The following is a 15,192-nucleotide window of genomic DNA, read 5'->3' as shown; positions in this document are numbered from 1 at the left end:
GTATGAAGGAATTTGAACTAATCAATCGTTACTTTAAGGGGCGTGGCATTATTCGCCGTGATGTTAACCTAGGTATTGGTGACGATTGTGCCTTAGTAACTGTGCCTGAAAACTGTCAATTGGCGGTAACAACAGACACCTTAGTTGCGGGCGTACACTTTTTTGATGACATCTCTGCACGTGCCCTTGGGCATCGAGCTTTAGCTGTTAACTTAAGTGATCTTGCGGCAATGGGCGCTGAACCTACGTGGATTTCGGTAGGCCTAACTTTGCCTGAAGCAAATATAGAGTGGCTTGAAGAGTTCACTGAAGGCATGCATGAAATTGCAGAATACTTCAATGTGCAAATCATTGGTGGTGATACCACTCAAGGCCCTTTAACTATTACGATTTGTGCTAAAGGTATCGTGCCTGAAGGCAAAGCACTGCGCCGTAGCGGTGCTAAAGTTGGCGATTGGATTTATGTAACAGGTCCATTAGGTGATGCTGGTGTAGCCATTGAAGCCCGTAAACAAGGCCTCGATATCGCCCCTGAACACTTAAGCTATTTAAATAATCGCTTTGATTATCCGACTCCACGTGTTGCAGCTGGTCAGGTTCTGCGAGGCGCTGCCTCTGCAGCAATTGATATTTCCGATGGCTTATTAGCTGACTTGGGCCATATTTTAGCGCTATCGCAAGTTAGTGCGGTGATCAATGTTGATAAAGTGCCTGTTTCTGATGCATTAAACTCGTCGATTCCACGAGCAGAGCAATTTGACTATATCTTAAATTACGGTGACGACTACGAGCTGCTGTTTACTGTGCCAGAAAGCAATAAAAGCATGGTTGATATGAAGCTACGCCAATATGGTGTTGAAGCAAGTTGTGTAGGTCAAATTAAAAGTGGCGAAGGTGAGATTGAGCTATTACTTGATGGTGAGCAATTTAATTATCAAGGTAAGGGCTTTCAGCACTTTACGAAGGAGCCGGTTTGAGCAGTAACCGATTATTCAATTTAAAACGCCCACACCAATTTTTTGGTTTGGGTTTTGGCTTAGGCCTTGCCCCTAAAGCACCTGGCACCTTTGGTACCTTTGCTGCCTTGCCATTTATTTTTACTACTATGTACTTTCCACTGTGGTTACAGATTGTGTTTGCCATCGTGATCAGTGTATTTGGTATTTGGGCATGTGGTAAAACAGCAGATGACTTAGGGGTACATGATCATCCAGCCATTGTTTGGGATGAAGTTGCTGGTTATTATATCACCATGATTGGTGCTGCACTGAGTTGGCAGTCACTGTTGGTTGGTTTTTTATTGTTCCGCTTTTTTGATATCGCTAAACCAGGCCCTATCCGAATTCTAGATAGACGTTTACACGGTGGCTTGGGCATCATGGCTGATGATATTTTAGCAGGTATATTTTCATTAATTTGTGTTCAAGCCTTGTTTAAAGCAGGCTATTTGCCTTTTTAAACGATGAGTTAAGTGTTACTTGGTGGCAAGTATATGATGCGATTTCTAGTTGTCTGTTTGTTGATGCTTTGCAGCACGTCTGCGTTTGCATCTATTACTGACTATGTCGTCAAACAGTGGAACATCCAAAATGGCTTGCCATCGCAATCTTTAAAAAGCATTGCTCAAGATGAGCAAGGTTATATGTGGCTGGGCACTCAGTTTGGCTTAAGCCGCTTTGATGGTAACACCTTCACTAACTTCAATACGCAAAACAGCGATTTCCTACCAAGTAATGGTATTAACAAGCTATTAGTTGATAGTACTGGGTTACTTTGGGTTGGTACCAAAAATGGCTTGGTAACACTTGATCCTAAAACCATGATGTCGCAAACCTTTAACGTTAAAGGTCCGGTTCGCGATATTCTTGAAGACTCCAAAGGCAGTATATGGATTGCAGCGAATGGCCTTTATTACGTTGCTCGAAATCAAGTCACACTCAATCAAAACTCAGCGTTAATTGTACCGGTATCTAATGCCACTGCTATTACGCAAATTGTGGGTTCAGTGAGCCAAATGGCGTTGTCGCCAGAAGGCATTTGGCTGGTCAATGAGCGTCACTTATTGCGTTTAACCAATACCTCTTCTGACTTTGCAAAGTTACGATTAGAGCTGACTGCCAAAGTTTCATTACCTGAGCGTTTAGCACAAACCATTATTCATGACATGGCTTGGCTAGAAGGGAATTTATACCTTGCTTCAGAGCTGGGTGCTTACTTTCTTGATTTAGATGACGAGCTGCGCCCATTCCCACTGCCAAATGCCAGTAATTCTGCCGTTTATAAGTTTATGAGCGACTCAGATGGTGCGCTTTGGATTTCGACCTATGGCCGACTGTTATTTCGTGATAATTCAGGAGATTGGCAATGGGTTGAGCCAAGCCAGCTCGATCAAAGCATTTGGTTTGCCGATATTTTCCGTGACAATCAAAATAACATTTGGCTGGCAAGCTTCAGTGAAGGCTTATGGCTTGCTCACGAAGGACGTATTGAACGTCACTCAGCTATCTCAAATATGACCGAAGCGGTGATGGCGATTAGCCAAGCACCTGATGGCAAATTATGGGTGGCTAACCGCAGCGGTGTTGGCTACTTCGATTACAACAAGAATTTTGTAAATCAAATTCCGAGTAATCAGTTTGGTCGAGCAGCAGTGCACGACTTACAGTTTGACGGTGATCGTTTGTACATCGCAACAGGCCGTGGTGTGTTTTATTACGAAAACCAAAACTTGTATACGGTGCCGGGGCGAGCACTGCGCGATAACCCTGTATTCGCAATTAGTCGTTCTAGCAAAGGCGGTTTTTGGCTCGGTACTGGCCGTGGTATGTACCGCTTAAGCTACGGTGGTTTAACACCCTTTGCATACAATGCATTCTTAAGCAGTAAATTTATTACCTATGTTCTGGATGAGCAAAACTTTGGCTTAATTGGCACCAGTAAAGGGGCTTATTACTTTACCGACCGCGGGATTGAAAAAATTGGCGACCAAACCAGCTTAGAAAGTGCCTACGTTACCAGTATTTTGAATATTGAAGGGGTGGGGATATTAATTGGCTCACTTAACGATGGTTTATTTTATCGCAGTACCAAAGGCCAGTGGCGTCAGTTAGATGCGACAGACGGTCTGCCGTATGGCTCTATTTTTAGTCTTGTTTACGACAAGCAATTAAAACGTATCTGGGTCAGTACCATGAAGGGTGTATACCGCATGCCAGTCGAGCAGTTTGGTACTGATATCGAGAGCTTAAAAGTAGAACAAGTGATCTCATCGTTCGACCGTCAACTTGATGGTAAAGCAAGTCAGTGTTGTGCTGGTCTGGGTCATGATGCTGTAGCAGATACAGGTAACTCTATTTGGTATCCAAGCCTACAAGGTGTGGTAGAAATACCAAAGAGCGTTGAGCTTTTTGGTGTACAAGCACTTAAGCCTCGCATTGAAAGCTTGATCACGCCGCTTCGTCATTTAAGTACAGCTACTTTAGGCAGTAAGCCAGAGCTACAAATTGATGAACGCGATGTAACGTTAAAATACACTGCGATTGATTATTATGCTCCTTCAAGTATTGAGTTCCGTTACCGTTTAAGTGGCTTAGACAGTGACTGGCGTTATGCCAATACTCGTCGTGAGGCAATCTATACCAACTTACCGCCGGGTTCGTTTTTATTCCAACTTGAAGCAAAACGCCGTGGTGAAGATTGGCAAAAAGCACGTCGTACTGAGTACAGCTTTGTAGTGCCGCGCCGTTTTGATGAGACTATTTATTTTAGACTCTTGATCACTAGTAGCTTTATTTTACTGTTCTACCTTGTATTTTGGGTATTTAGAGCGCAAGAGAAACGTAAGCAATTAGCCCTTGAAAGCTTAGTAACAGAACGTACCGTAGAGCTTCGAGAAGCTAACGATAAGCTTAATCAAGTGAACTCACAGCTTAAGTTAGTTAGTCACTCAGATGAGCTTACAGGCCTACGTAGCCGCCGCTTCTTGTTTGATCAGCTCCCTAAAGATATCGAACACTTCCAGCGTAACTCGCAATCATTGCAAGCGCAGGGTAAGTCGCTCGTGCTATTGATAATTAACTTTGATAACTTCAGTCGCATTAATGATGCATATGGCCCGCTCGCCGGCGATAGCTGCTTACAGCAAATGGCGACTTTACTGAATAGCCGTACTCAAGGTTCTGACTATGTTGCACGTTGGAGTGGCGATGAGTTTTTACTCTTACTACGTGATTTCAAACGCACAGCAATAGACAATTATGTGGCCGATTTATGTGAAGCAATTGCAGCAAACCCATTTAGATTACCGAATGGAGAATCGACCACTATTACTGCGTCGGTTGGCTGGTCTTTCTATCCTTTACCTTTATTAGGTGGCCAAGTTATTGGTTGGGAAACCTCAGTTAACCTTGCTGATATTGCATTGCATCAAGTGAAAAAGCGCGGTGGTGATGGCGTTGCCAACATTACCTTTGACGAGCAATTAGATGCCTTTGAGTTCGAACAAAGCCACAATGTTGATCAGCAGCTTAGTGCACTACAAGCTAATGGTTTAGCCGATATTAAAATTTGGATGCGCTAGCGTTTCTATTGGTATTAAAAAAGGAGCCTTAAGGCTCCTTTTTAGTGAATGCTGTTTGGCTTAAGCCATGAACGCTTTGATGCTAGTTAAAATACCATTAGCATCTAGGCCCATTTCGGCGTGCATTTCATCTTGCGTACCATGCTTAATGAACTCATCTGGAATACCTAAATTTAAGATAGTCACATCCGCTTTGATTGCAGCTAAGTATTCATTTACAGCAGAACCCGCACCGCCTGCAATGGCGTTGTCTTCTAGGGTAACAATGACATCATGACTGCCGAGTAATTCACTGATAGCGTCAGTATCAAGAGGCTTAATAAAGCGCATATCAATAACTGTTGCGTTAAGCTCTTCTGCAGCTACCTTGGCGTTCTCTAGCAGCGTACCAAACGACAATATGGCCACTTTATTACCTTGTTTGATGCTACGCGCTTTACCAATTTCAATTGCACTCATGGTTGATTCAACCTCACAGGTGCCGGCACTACCACGTGGGTAACGAACAGCAACAGGTTGATTGCATTGGTAGCCAGTGTAAAGCATTTGGCGGCACTCGTTAGTGTCGCTAGGCGCCATGATAATCATGTTAGGAATACAGCGCATAAAGCTTAAGTCATAGGCGCCTTGGTGAGTTTCACCATCAGCACCAACAATACCGGCACGGTCAATAGCAAATAAAACGGGTAAGTTCTGTAATGCTACATCGTGGATAAGTTGGTCGTACGCACGTTGTAAAAAGCTTGAATAAATAGCGACAACAGGCTTCAACCCTTCACAAGCAAGACCAGCTGCAAGTGTTACAGCATGTTGCTCAGCAATTGCTACATCAAAGTATTGCGCTGGGTACTCTTTAGAAAAACGTACCATGCCTGAGCCTTCACGCATCGCAGGGGTAATTGCCATTAGCTTGTCGTCTTGGGCTGCCATATCGCATAACCAGTCACCGAACACATTTGAGAATGTCGCAGCGCCAGGTTTAGATTTTGGTAGTTTTGACATGCTCGGATCAAATTTTGGTACGCCGTGGTAACCAATTGGATCCGCTTCGGCAGGCTTATAACCTTTACCTTTTTGCGTTTTAATATGTAGTAATTGCGGGCCTTTAAGGTTACGCATATTACGTAAGGTATCTACCATCATATTAACATCATGACCATCAATTGGGCCGATGTAATTAAGGCCTAACTCTTCAAAGAAAGTGCCCGGAATGACCATACCTTTTAAGTGTTCTTCCATGCGGCTAGCAAGTTCTTTCACTGGCGGTAAACCAGAAAGAAGCTTTTTACTGCCTTCACGAATATTGGTGTAGAAGCTGCCAGATAAAATACGGGCAAAGTGATTGTTTAGTGCACCTACGTTTTCTGAAATTGACATTTCATTATCGTTTAAGATAATTAACACGTTAGGGTTAACATCACCCATGTGGTTCATCGCTTCAAATGCCATACCAGCAGTGATCGCACCATCGCCAATAACAGCAACTGTTTTACGATCTTTACCTTCTTTTTCGGCAGCAATGGCCATGCCTAAGGCTGCTGAAATAGAGGTGCTCGAATGGCCAACACTAAATGTATCGTAAGGGCTTTCTTCACGGAATGGGAAAGGGTGCAAACCGTCTTTTTGACGAATAGTATGCATTTGGTCACGACGACCCGTTAAGATTTTGTGCGGATATGCTTGATGACCCACATCCCATACTAAACGATCTTCAGGAGTGTTATAAACATAATGCAGCGCAACGGTTAGTTCAACAGTGCCTAAACCTGATGCTAGATGACCACTACTTTGCGAAACTGAATTAAGTAGGTATTCGCGTAACTCTTTACTAAACGCAGGTAACTTGTCTTGCGCTAAATCACGCAGCTGTGCTGGTTCGTCAACCAAACTTAATAATGGATACTTGCTACTATCAAGTGTCATGATTTTTTATACATCCTTCGCTAACCAGAGTGCATTATAGCCCATTGCTGCTCTGATTTTTTAGTTATTTTGTCTTTCTTTTTTAGGCATTAATAATTACGTTCAACGATATAGCTAGCAAGGCTCGCCAGTTCGCTGGTGTCGTAATCAATTGCCTCAAGAGCTTGATGAGCTTGAGCTAGTAAATCTTGTGCTTTTTGCTTTGCACCAGCCATACCTAATAAAGCAGGGTAAGTTGCTTTATTAGCCGCAATATCTGAGCCTTGTGGCTTACCTAATGTTTCAGTATCAGCTTCTACATCAAGGATATCGTCTTGTACCTGAAAAGCTAGCCCTATTGCTTGGCCAAATAGGTTTAATTGCGCGAGAGTATGTTCATCACAGCTTTTTGCACTCAATGCACCGAGTGTAATAGCACAATTAAGCAAGGCGCCCGTTTTTAGCTGATGAATGCGCTCTAACTGCGCAACGGTAATTTCTTTATCGGTCGCTTCAATATCCAGTGCTTGCCCACCTACCATACCTTCAATACCTGAGGCTTTGCTTAATGAGGCAATCATTTTTACTTGCTGGCTCGCAGGAACGGCAAATTGATGGTTGGCAATTAAATCAAATGCCAGCGTTTGTAATGCATCGCCCGCGAGTATGGCTTGCGCTTCGCCATAAACAATATGACAGGTAGGGCGGCCACGTCTTAAGTCATCATCATCCATGGCAGGTAAGTCATCATGGACTAAAGAGTAGCTATGAATACACTCAATAGCGGCAGCAAGAATATCAAGATCGGCCTTGTCTGCGCCCATCATTCGACCCGTTGCGTATACAAGGTATGGACGTAAGCGCTTACCACCATTTAAAACACCGTAATGGGTGGCTTCTTTGATGGTTTTTTCGGTATTAAGTGGTAGTTCGAAATAGCGATTTAAATGTGCTTCAACGTCTTCACGAGCGCGTTGTAGTTGTTCTTTTAATTGCACTTAATTAGTCCAAGTTTGAATCAAAATTGCTAAGAGGAGCTTGGCTATCGTTACCCATTAAAATGGCAACCTTTTGTTCGGCTTGCTGTAACTTACCAGACGAAGCATTCGCCAGTGCAATGCCGCGTTCAAATTGTTTTAGCGATTGTTCTAGTGACAATTCACCTTGCTCCATTTGTGCAACAATTTGAGATAATTCATCCAGCGCTTCTTCAAAGCTTAAGTTTTCTGGTTTCTTTGTTGCCATTGTGGCCTCGATAGCTGTTAGAAAGTGAGGCCAATTTTAGGGGGAATGCTAAACTAGGTCAAAGAATGATGTGTTTTTTTACGCATAATCCATTTTCAATATGCTATTTTTACGGTTTTAGATACAGCTTAAACTTGTAGCTTAAAAATCTTACATTAAAATAAAATTAATTCATTTAATGATTTAAGTATTTCAACTGCTTGCCGATAAGCAGTTAATAATAAAAATTTGATACCTGAGGGTGTCGTGTAATTGTTCCTCTGGAGGGGTATGTGGATTTAGCAACCATAATAGGTATTCTTGGTGCCATAGGCTTAATTGCTATGTCGATGGTGTTAAGTAGTGACGGCCAAGTTGCAATGTTTTACAACACGCCTTCGGTGGTCATTGTATTTGGTGGTTCGATTTTTATCGTATTATCGAATTTCACTATGGGGCAATTTTTGGGCATAGGTAAAGTCGCTGCAAAAGCCTTTATGTTCAAAATCGAATCTCCAGAAGAATTAATTGAAAAAGCAGTAGAATTAGCTGATTCAGCACGTAAAGGTGGTTTCTTAGCATTAGAAGAAGCCGAAATCCCCAACGGTTTTATGCGCAAAGGGGTCGATATGTTAGTGGATGGTCATGATGCTGATGTTGTTCGTGCCACCCTACAAAAAGATATTTCTCTTACAGCTAACCGTCATGAACTAGGGGCTGGGTTATTTAAATCACTTGCCGATATTGCCCCTGCGATGGGTATGATCGGTACGCTAATCGGTTTGGTTGCTATGTTATCAAACATGGATGACCCAAAAGCAATCGGCCCTGCAATGGCGGTTGCACTTTTAACTACTCTCTATGGTGCGTTCTTAGCAAACGTTGTTGCTATTCCAATTCAGGTAAAACTAGAGCTACGTAAAGACGAGGAAGCGCTTAATCAACGTTTAATTCTCGACGCGGTACTAGGTATTCAAGATGGTCAAAACCCGAAAGTAATTGAAGGTATCTTGAAAAACTACTTAGCTGAATCAAAACGTAAAGTTGATACCGAGGAGTAGGGCATGTCAGATCAAGAGTGCAAATGTCCACCACCGGGTTTACCCGCGTGGATGGGAACCTTCGCAGATTTAATGTCATTATTAATGTGCTTCTTTGTACTCTTGCTTGCTTTCTCAGAAATGGACGTACTGAAGTTTAAGCAAATTGCCGGCTCCATGAAGTTTGCTTTCGGTGTACAAAATAAAATTGAAGTAAAAGATATTCCAAAGGGAACCTCGGTCATTGCCATGGAGTTCACTCCGGGTAAACCTGAACCCACTCCTATTGAAACGATTCAACAACAAACCGTAGAAATGACGCAACAAATGCTTGAGTTTCAGGCTGGCGACGAAAGCTCTGCCGGTGGTCGACAAGAACAGCGCGGTAATAAACGTGGTGGTGAATCGCAAAGTACGGCTCAGCAACAAGCTTTAGAACAGTCAATTTCAGCAGCTGATCAAGAACAAACAAATGAACTTGTGAAGAAAATTGCTCAGCAACTAGAACAGCAAATTATGGATGGTGCGATTGAGCTCGAGTCATTAGGTCAGCAAATTATTATTCGTATCCGTGAGAATGGCTCATTCCCATCAGGTAGTGCTTTTTTACAGCCAAAATTTAAACCTATTATTCGTGATATTGCTACGCTGTTAAAAGATGTGCCGGGTGAAATAACCGTGTCAGGTCACACTGATGACTTCCAAGTATCGAATGAACTTTATACTAATAATTGGGATTTATCATCAAAACGTGCGGTGGCAGTTGCCAGTGAAATGGAAAAAGCGCCCGGTTTTGATAAATCTCGTATGATGGTGGTAGGTCACGCAGAAACAAGGCCTCTTGTACCGAATGTGACCGATGAAGATCGCAAGCGTAATCGCCGTGTTGAAATCTCTATTATGCAAGGTAAAGCACACGAGTCTGACCCTATTGATGTAAGGCAATAAATCAATTAAAGTGAAACTTCATTAACACATGTAATGGAGTATAAAAATGAAAAAAGTTGATAAATATAGCTATATGCCAGGCAATGGTGATGGCGGTGATGATGATAAAACTGATTAAGGCACTGCATTTTGCCTGATTGGTTTGTAGAAATTAGAGTTATATTAAGCAATAGCTGGGTGTTCATTTTGAGCCCGGCTATTATTATTTTTTACCTTCGTAAAGATTGGCCCGCTTTTTATTTCTCTATCATTACTGCTGCTTTTTTCCTTTATGGAACTCTTATTTATTCTGCTTTAAGAGAGTTTGATGATATCTATATCTGGCGCTATGTAGTCTGGGCTTTTAATGATATTGCTTGGATGGCAATCATTGCTTACTTGGGTATTAAAGATAAAGTCTACTTATGGCAAAGTGTTTTAGGGCAGTTGGTTGTGATAATGGCGCCCATTCTACAGTTGTTCCGTTTAGTTGACCGCCACCTTTGGGATTTGTCTTACAGCACCTACATGTACAAGACCCTGCTACCGCTAATCAATATTGGTACTGTGGTCGTATGTTACCTACCGCTTATCTACCTCTTTACTCGACGAAGCCAGCAAGCATAAGGCGTTTCTTCGTTAAAAATCCTGTGCTAGACTACTGTTTATAAAAACAGTATTTAGTGTTGCGTTATGAAACTTTACATTGCCGAAAAACCATCCTTGGCGCGAGCCATTGCAGATGCACTGCCAAAACCACAAAAAAAGCATGATGGCTATATAGAGCTAGGTAATGGTGATTGTGTCTCATGGTGTATTGGTCATTTGCTTGAACAAGCAGAACCCGATGACTACGATGCAAGTTTTAAAAAGTGGCGGTTTGAGCATTTACCTATCGTGCCTGAACAGTGGCAATTAAAGCCTAAATCAAAAACACGTAAACAACTCACTGTATTAAAAAAGCTAATCAAGCAGGCAAATATAATTGTTCATGCCGGCGACCCTGATAGGGAAGGCCAGCTATTGGTTGATGAAGTGATCGAACAGGTTAAACTTAGCCAAGTTAAAAAACAGCAAATTCAACGACTCTTGATCAGCGACTTAAACTTAGGTGCAGTTAAAAAAGCGCTGAATAATTTAAAATCGAATCGCGATTTTATTCCATTGAGTGTATCGGCTTTAGCTCGCTCACGTGCCGATTGGCTATTTGGCATGAATTTAACTCGCGCTTATACGCTTGCTGGGCAAAAAGCTGGGTTTGGTAATGTGTTATCTGTTGGGCGTGTTCAAACTCCTATTTTAGGTCTAGTTGTAAATCGTGATAATGAAATAGCTAACTTTGTAGCGAAACCTTTTTATGAAGTATTAGCTCATCTTGAAACTCAGCAGCAGCAAGTATTTTCTGCAAAGTGGCAGCCAAGTAAAGCATGTGAACCTTATCAAGATGAAGAAGGGCGGGTATTACATAGAGGGCTTGCTGAAAATGTTGTGTCACGCATAACTAATCAGCCAGCGAAAGTAGTTGAGCTTGAACAAAAGCAAAAAAAGCAACAAGCGCCACTGCCTTATAACTTGTCGGCTTTACAAATTGATGCGGCAAAGGCTTTTTCAATGCCAGCACAAAAGGTGCTAGATACCTGTCAAAGCTTGTATGAGCGTCATAAGTTAATTACGTACCCTCGTTCAGATAACCGCTATTTACCAAAAGAGCATCATAAAGATGCAGCGAGTATTATTGCCGCCATCACTAATAATGAAGGTCAAGTAAATGAAGCTTGCAAGCAAGCTGATACCAATAAGCGGAGTAAATGTTTTAATGACAGCAAGGTTGCAGCTCACCACGCTATTGTTCCTACTGAAAAACAGCTTCGCTCAGCATCATTAAATAGTGATGAACAAAAAATCTATCGGTTGATCTGCCGTCATTATTTAATTCAGTTTTATCCAGACTATATATTTAACGAAACTAAAGTAACGGTTGAAATTGCGGGTGGGCTTTTTAAAGCTGCTGCTAAGCAAGATGTTAGCTTAGGCTTTAAAACATTAATGGGCAAAACAGAGTTAAAAGATGAGCAAACCTTACCGCCACTTGAAAAAGGTCAGTCGCTACATTGCAATCAAGGTGAAGTGGTAGACAAAATGACGACACCGCCAGCGCATTTTACTGATGCTACCTTATTGAGTGCTATGACAGGCATCAGCCGCTATGTGAAAGACCCAGAAATTAAAAAGATCCTCAAAGAAACTGATGGCTTAGGCACTGAGGCTACAAGGGCTGGTATTCTTGAGCTTTTATTTAAACGACGCTTTTTAGAGCGTCAGGGTAAAAACATTCTAGCTACCGCAACAGGCAAAGCTCTTATAAGTACATTACCAGAGCAGCTTGCTAGCCCTGACTTAACAGCTAAGTGGGAAGCATCGTTAGGGAATATAGCTGAGCAACACATGAGTTATCAGCAATTTTTAACACCATTGTTGGCAGAGTTACATGCTTTAGTTGAGCAAGCCAAGCAGTGCGACAGCCAAGTCTTTGCTCAGTTACCAAAAACGCCGCAAAAGCGACGTTTTAAAAGAAAAACTAAGCCTAGAGCTAAGTCAGCCTAAACTATTTTTTGTTGAATAGGGCAACCGCAGCATTACTCATCGCTGTAATCCCTGTAGGAAGAGCCTTCTTGTAATCAGGTGCAAACTTGCTTGAGTGTAAAGAAGGTAATGTTGCGCCAGATTGCATTGCTGCATCATATTGACTCGGTTCAACACCGCCTAACCAAAACAAAGTAATTGGCACGTGCTGCTCTGTACGACCGTATAGACCAAAGTCTTCGCCAGCCATTACAGCTTCAGTTTCAAGAACATTGTCTTCACCAATAGCATTAGCAATTGCTGAACGCACTACATTGGTTTGTGCAGGGTTATTGTAAGTCGAAGGAATTGACTCATCTTCATGTACATATACTTCAGGCGCTAAGCTTTCATCAAGGCCAGCACTTAATGCGATACCTTTAGAAATTCGTTTAATCGCCGCGATTTGTTGCAAACGTACTTCAGGGTTATAACTGCGAAGTGTGAGCTGTAGTTTTACTTCATCAGAAATGACATTGTGTTTAGAGCCACCATGAATTGAGCCAACAGTGACCACTGACGGTTCAAGTGGTGACAATTCGCGACTAGTAATAGTTTGCAGTGCCAATACAATACGTGAAGCAATCACAACAGGGTCTATTGTTGTATGTGGATAGGCACCGTGACCGCCTTTACCCTTTACAGTAATATCAACAGAGTCAACACTTGCCATCGTATACTCAGTTTTCATGCTAACTTTACCAGCAGGAACACTCGCACTTACATGTAAACCAATAACATGGTCTGGAGTAGGGTACTTAGTAAAAAGCCCTTCTTTAAGCATTGCTTTTGCACCACCGCCTACTTCCTCTGCAGGTTGTGCGACCATCATTAACGTACCTTGCCATTGATCTTTATGTGTCATTAACTGTTGTGCTGTGCCAATAAATGAACTCATGTGAATATCATGACCACAACCATGCATTACGCCAACTGTTGCACCAGCATTATTTGTTACAGTCACTTTAGAGGCGTAAGGTTTTCCTGTTTGCTCAACAATTGGTAATCCATCAGTATCTGTGCGGATCATTACTGTAGGGCCATCACCGTTTTCATAAATACCAACAACGCCGTAACCACCCACATTATCAGTAACAGTAAAGCCCAGCTGTTTTAATTGCTTTGCTAGCTTTTGACCTGTTTGTTTTTCGTGGTAAGACAGCTCGGGAGATTGATGTAAATCTAAATAAAGCTTTTCAATCTCAGGCATAGTTTTTTTGAGATTTAAATCGAGCGTTGTTGCTTGTGCGAATGGACTAAGAAGTAATAAAGCTGCAGAAATAGCAGATAATTTCATAATGACCTCGACCCGTGGGGCTTGTAATTGTTATGTTTGCCACTATATAAAAACCTAAATACTTATATAGTGCAATCGATCAAATGAATAATATGATAAAACTTACCCAGCAAAATTTGCAGCAAGCACTGGGTGAAACGTCCGCTGAAAAACTAGTGCTACTTACTTTTTACTCTGCGCAAAACCCAGAGTGTCATCAGCAAGCTGCAATTTTAGAGAAAATAGCAAATGAGTATGGTGAGCATTTATTAGTAGCAACATTAGATTGTGATGTTGAGCAAGCTCTTGCAGGGCAACTTGCGCAGCAAATTGGTTTACAAGCATTACCTACGCTTGTGATGTTAAAAGAATCAGCGCCTGTAGATATGTTACCGGGTGCTCAAACAGAGCAGCAAATTCGCGATGCGCTAGCCAAACATTTACCAGCTCAACACGAGTTATTACTAGAGCAAGCTAAGCAAGCGTTAATCAATCAAGATTTAAATAATGCTTTTAACTATGCAAAGCAGGCTTATGAGCTTGATCCAAACCATACACGGGTAAAGTTAGTTTTAGCTGATATCTGTATTCAAATTCATAAATTAGAAGATGCACAAGCATTATTAGATTCGGTTGCAGAAAATGAACGTGATGCGTATTTCACAAATATCCAAGCAAAATGTGAACAAGCATTAGCAGCAACAGATTCACCAGAGATAAAAGTACTGCAGGATAAAGTTGAAAAATACCCAAATGATTTAGAGATAAAAGTAGAACTAAGTAATGCTCTTAATAGCGCGGGTCGTAAAGAAGAAGCTTTAGAGATGCTATTTAATGTACTTAAAAAAGATCTTAACTACGCAGATGCAAAACCAACCTATCTAGAAATTATCGCTTCTTTACCTGATGGCGATGCCTTGGCATCTAAGTATCGTCGTAAGTTATATAGTATCTTGTACTAATTCAGAGTTGATTGATAAAAGCGCCACTAAGATTGTGGCGCTTTTTTTTATTTAAAAACTTGCGTATTACCTAATTTCGATAATACTTAAGATCCTCTCGAGAAAAGTTGACTGTATTTTGTACAGTAAACTGTGTTTTTTACTGCCTTTAGCTTGTTTTTTGCGCGAAAGGTAAGTTTTTAGTAGTTTTCTACAAAAAGTGCTTGCGTTAATTCTTCGCATCCCTATAATGCGCATCCACTGACACGGCGGGCAGCAACGAAAGATGCTGAACAACGTAGCAGAGAGTTAAGTAAAGCTTCGGTTTAAAACGGTCTAAAAAGAAAGTTTGAAATTAAGTGTTGACTCGAAAAATTAAGGATGTATTATACGCATCCCTAGCGACAACGTCGCAACGTTCTTTAACAATATGAAGCAATCATCTGTGTGGGCACTCGTACAGATTGAGTTCTAACAGCGAAGCTTAGTTTACTAAGTGGAGCAAACAAATTTAGAGTCTCAATTTCTTATGAGTGACTATATAGTCAATTTATACAGAATTCATTGAGCACGAAACTTCGGTTTCAAAAAACTTTTAATTGAAGAGTTTGATCATGGCTCAGATTGAACGCTGGCGGCAGGCCTAACACATGCAAGTCGAGCGGTAACAGAGAGTAGCTT

12 protein-coding genes and 1 rRNA gene are annotated in these 15,192 nt (G+C 41.6%); 9 read left to right on the top strand and 4 right to left on the bottom strand.

Annotation, left to right across the window (positions count from 1 at the left end; translation table 11 throughout):
- Positions 1-2 precede the first annotated feature (2 nt).
- From thiL to AOG26_RS11685, 3 genes are read left to right on the top strand one after another with little or no spacing between them, the layout of a single operon-like run.
- Positions 3-977 carry a thiamine-phosphate kinase gene (gene thiL / locus AOG26_RS11695; RefSeq protein ID WP_054562660.1) on the top strand — a complete coding sequence of 325 codons (975 nt, stop codon included), beginning with the start codon at positions 3-5 and terminating at the stop codon, positions 975-977.
- The gene (locus tag AOG26_RS11690) at positions 974-1,459 is read left to right on the top strand and encodes a phosphatidylglycerophosphatase A family protein (RefSeq protein WP_054562659.1); all 486 of its coding nucleotides are present in this window, start codon (positions 974-976) and stop codon (positions 1,457-1,459) included. The genes thiL and AOG26_RS11690 overlap by 4 nt, the downstream gene beginning before the upstream one ends.
- 33 nt (positions 1,460-1,492) lie before the next feature.
- Positions 1,493-4,579: a ligand-binding sensor domain-containing diguanylate cyclase gene (locus tag AOG26_RS11685; protein WP_054562807.1), complete on the top strand. Its 3,087-nt coding sequence runs from the start codon at positions 1,493-1,495 to the stop codon at positions 4,577-4,579.
- 60 nt (positions 4,580-4,639) lie between these two features.
- On the opposite strand, the gene dxs is transcribed toward AOG26_RS11685, so the two are convergent.
- The 3 genes from dxs to xseB form a co-directional block, all read right to left on the bottom strand.
- On the bottom strand, positions 4,640-6,502 hold the full coding sequence (gene dxs, locus AOG26_RS11680) for a 1-deoxy-D-xylulose-5-phosphate synthase (RefSeq protein ID WP_054562658.1): 1,863 nt from the start codon (positions 6,500-6,502) through the stop codon (positions 4,640-4,642).
- An 89-nt stretch (positions 6,503-6,591) separates the two neighbouring features.
- On the bottom strand, positions 6,592-7,479 hold the full coding sequence (gene ispA, locus AOG26_RS11675) for a (2E,6E)-farnesyl diphosphate synthase (RefSeq protein ID WP_054562657.1): 888 nt from the start codon (positions 7,477-7,479) through the stop codon (positions 6,592-6,594).
- 4 nt (positions 7,480-7,483) lie between these two features.
- Positions 7,484-7,726, bottom strand: coding sequence for an exodeoxyribonuclease VII small subunit (gene xseB, locus AOG26_RS11670; RefSeq protein WP_054552565.1), 243 nt, complete (start codon positions 7,724-7,726; stop codon positions 7,484-7,486).
- A 272-nt stretch (positions 7,727-7,998) separates the two neighbouring features.
- Here xseB and pomA point away from each other — a divergent pair, with 272 nt between their 5' ends.
- From pomA to AOG26_RS11650, 4 genes are all read left to right on the top strand, one after another.
- On the top strand, positions 7,999-8,766 hold the full coding sequence (pomA, locus tag AOG26_RS11665) for a flagellar motor protein PomA (RefSeq protein ID WP_054552564.1): 768 nt from the start codon (positions 7,999-8,001) through the stop codon (positions 8,764-8,766).
- 3 nt (positions 8,767-8,769) lie between these two features.
- Positions 8,770-9,693: a flagellar motor protein MotB gene (locus AOG26_RS11660; RefSeq protein WP_054562656.1), complete on the top strand. Its 924-nt coding sequence runs from the start codon at positions 8,770-8,772 to the stop codon at positions 9,691-9,693.
- A 129-nt stretch (positions 9,694-9,822) separates the two neighbouring features.
- Entirely contained in the window at positions 9,823-10,299 is a 477-nt protein-coding gene (locus tag AOG26_RS11655) for a hypothetical protein (RefSeq protein WP_054562655.1), read from the top strand.
- 66 nt (positions 10,300-10,365) lie between these two features.
- Entirely contained in the window at positions 10,366-12,276 is a 1,911-nt protein-coding gene (locus AOG26_RS11650) for a DNA topoisomerase III (protein ID WP_054562654.1), read from the top strand.
- 1 nt (position 12,277) lies between these two features.
- Here the strand turns inward: AOG26_RS11650 and AOG26_RS11645 are convergent, their stop codons facing one another.
- Positions 12,278-13,591, bottom strand: coding sequence for a M20 metallopeptidase family protein (locus tag AOG26_RS11645; RefSeq protein ID WP_054562653.1), 1,314 nt, complete (start codon positions 13,589-13,591; stop codon positions 12,278-12,280).
- An 83-nt stretch (positions 13,592-13,674) separates the two neighbouring features.
- Between AOG26_RS11645 and AOG26_RS11640 the strand changes: the two genes are divergently transcribed.
- Positions 13,675-14,532: a tetratricopeptide repeat protein gene (locus AOG26_RS11640; protein WP_054562652.1), complete on the top strand. Its 858-nt coding sequence runs from the start codon at positions 13,675-13,677 to the stop codon at positions 14,530-14,532.
- A gap of 575 nt (positions 14,533-15,107) precedes the next feature.
- A 16S ribosomal RNA gene (locus AOG26_RS11635) occupies positions 15,108-15,192 on the top strand; the annotation flags it as partial.

Source organism: Pseudoalteromonas sp. UCD-33C, from assembly GCF_001306895.1.
Lineage (GTDB): Bacteria > Pseudomonadota > Gammaproteobacteria > Enterobacterales > Alteromonadaceae > Pseudoalteromonas.
This window is presented reverse-complemented; position numbering and strand designations above follow the sequence as displayed.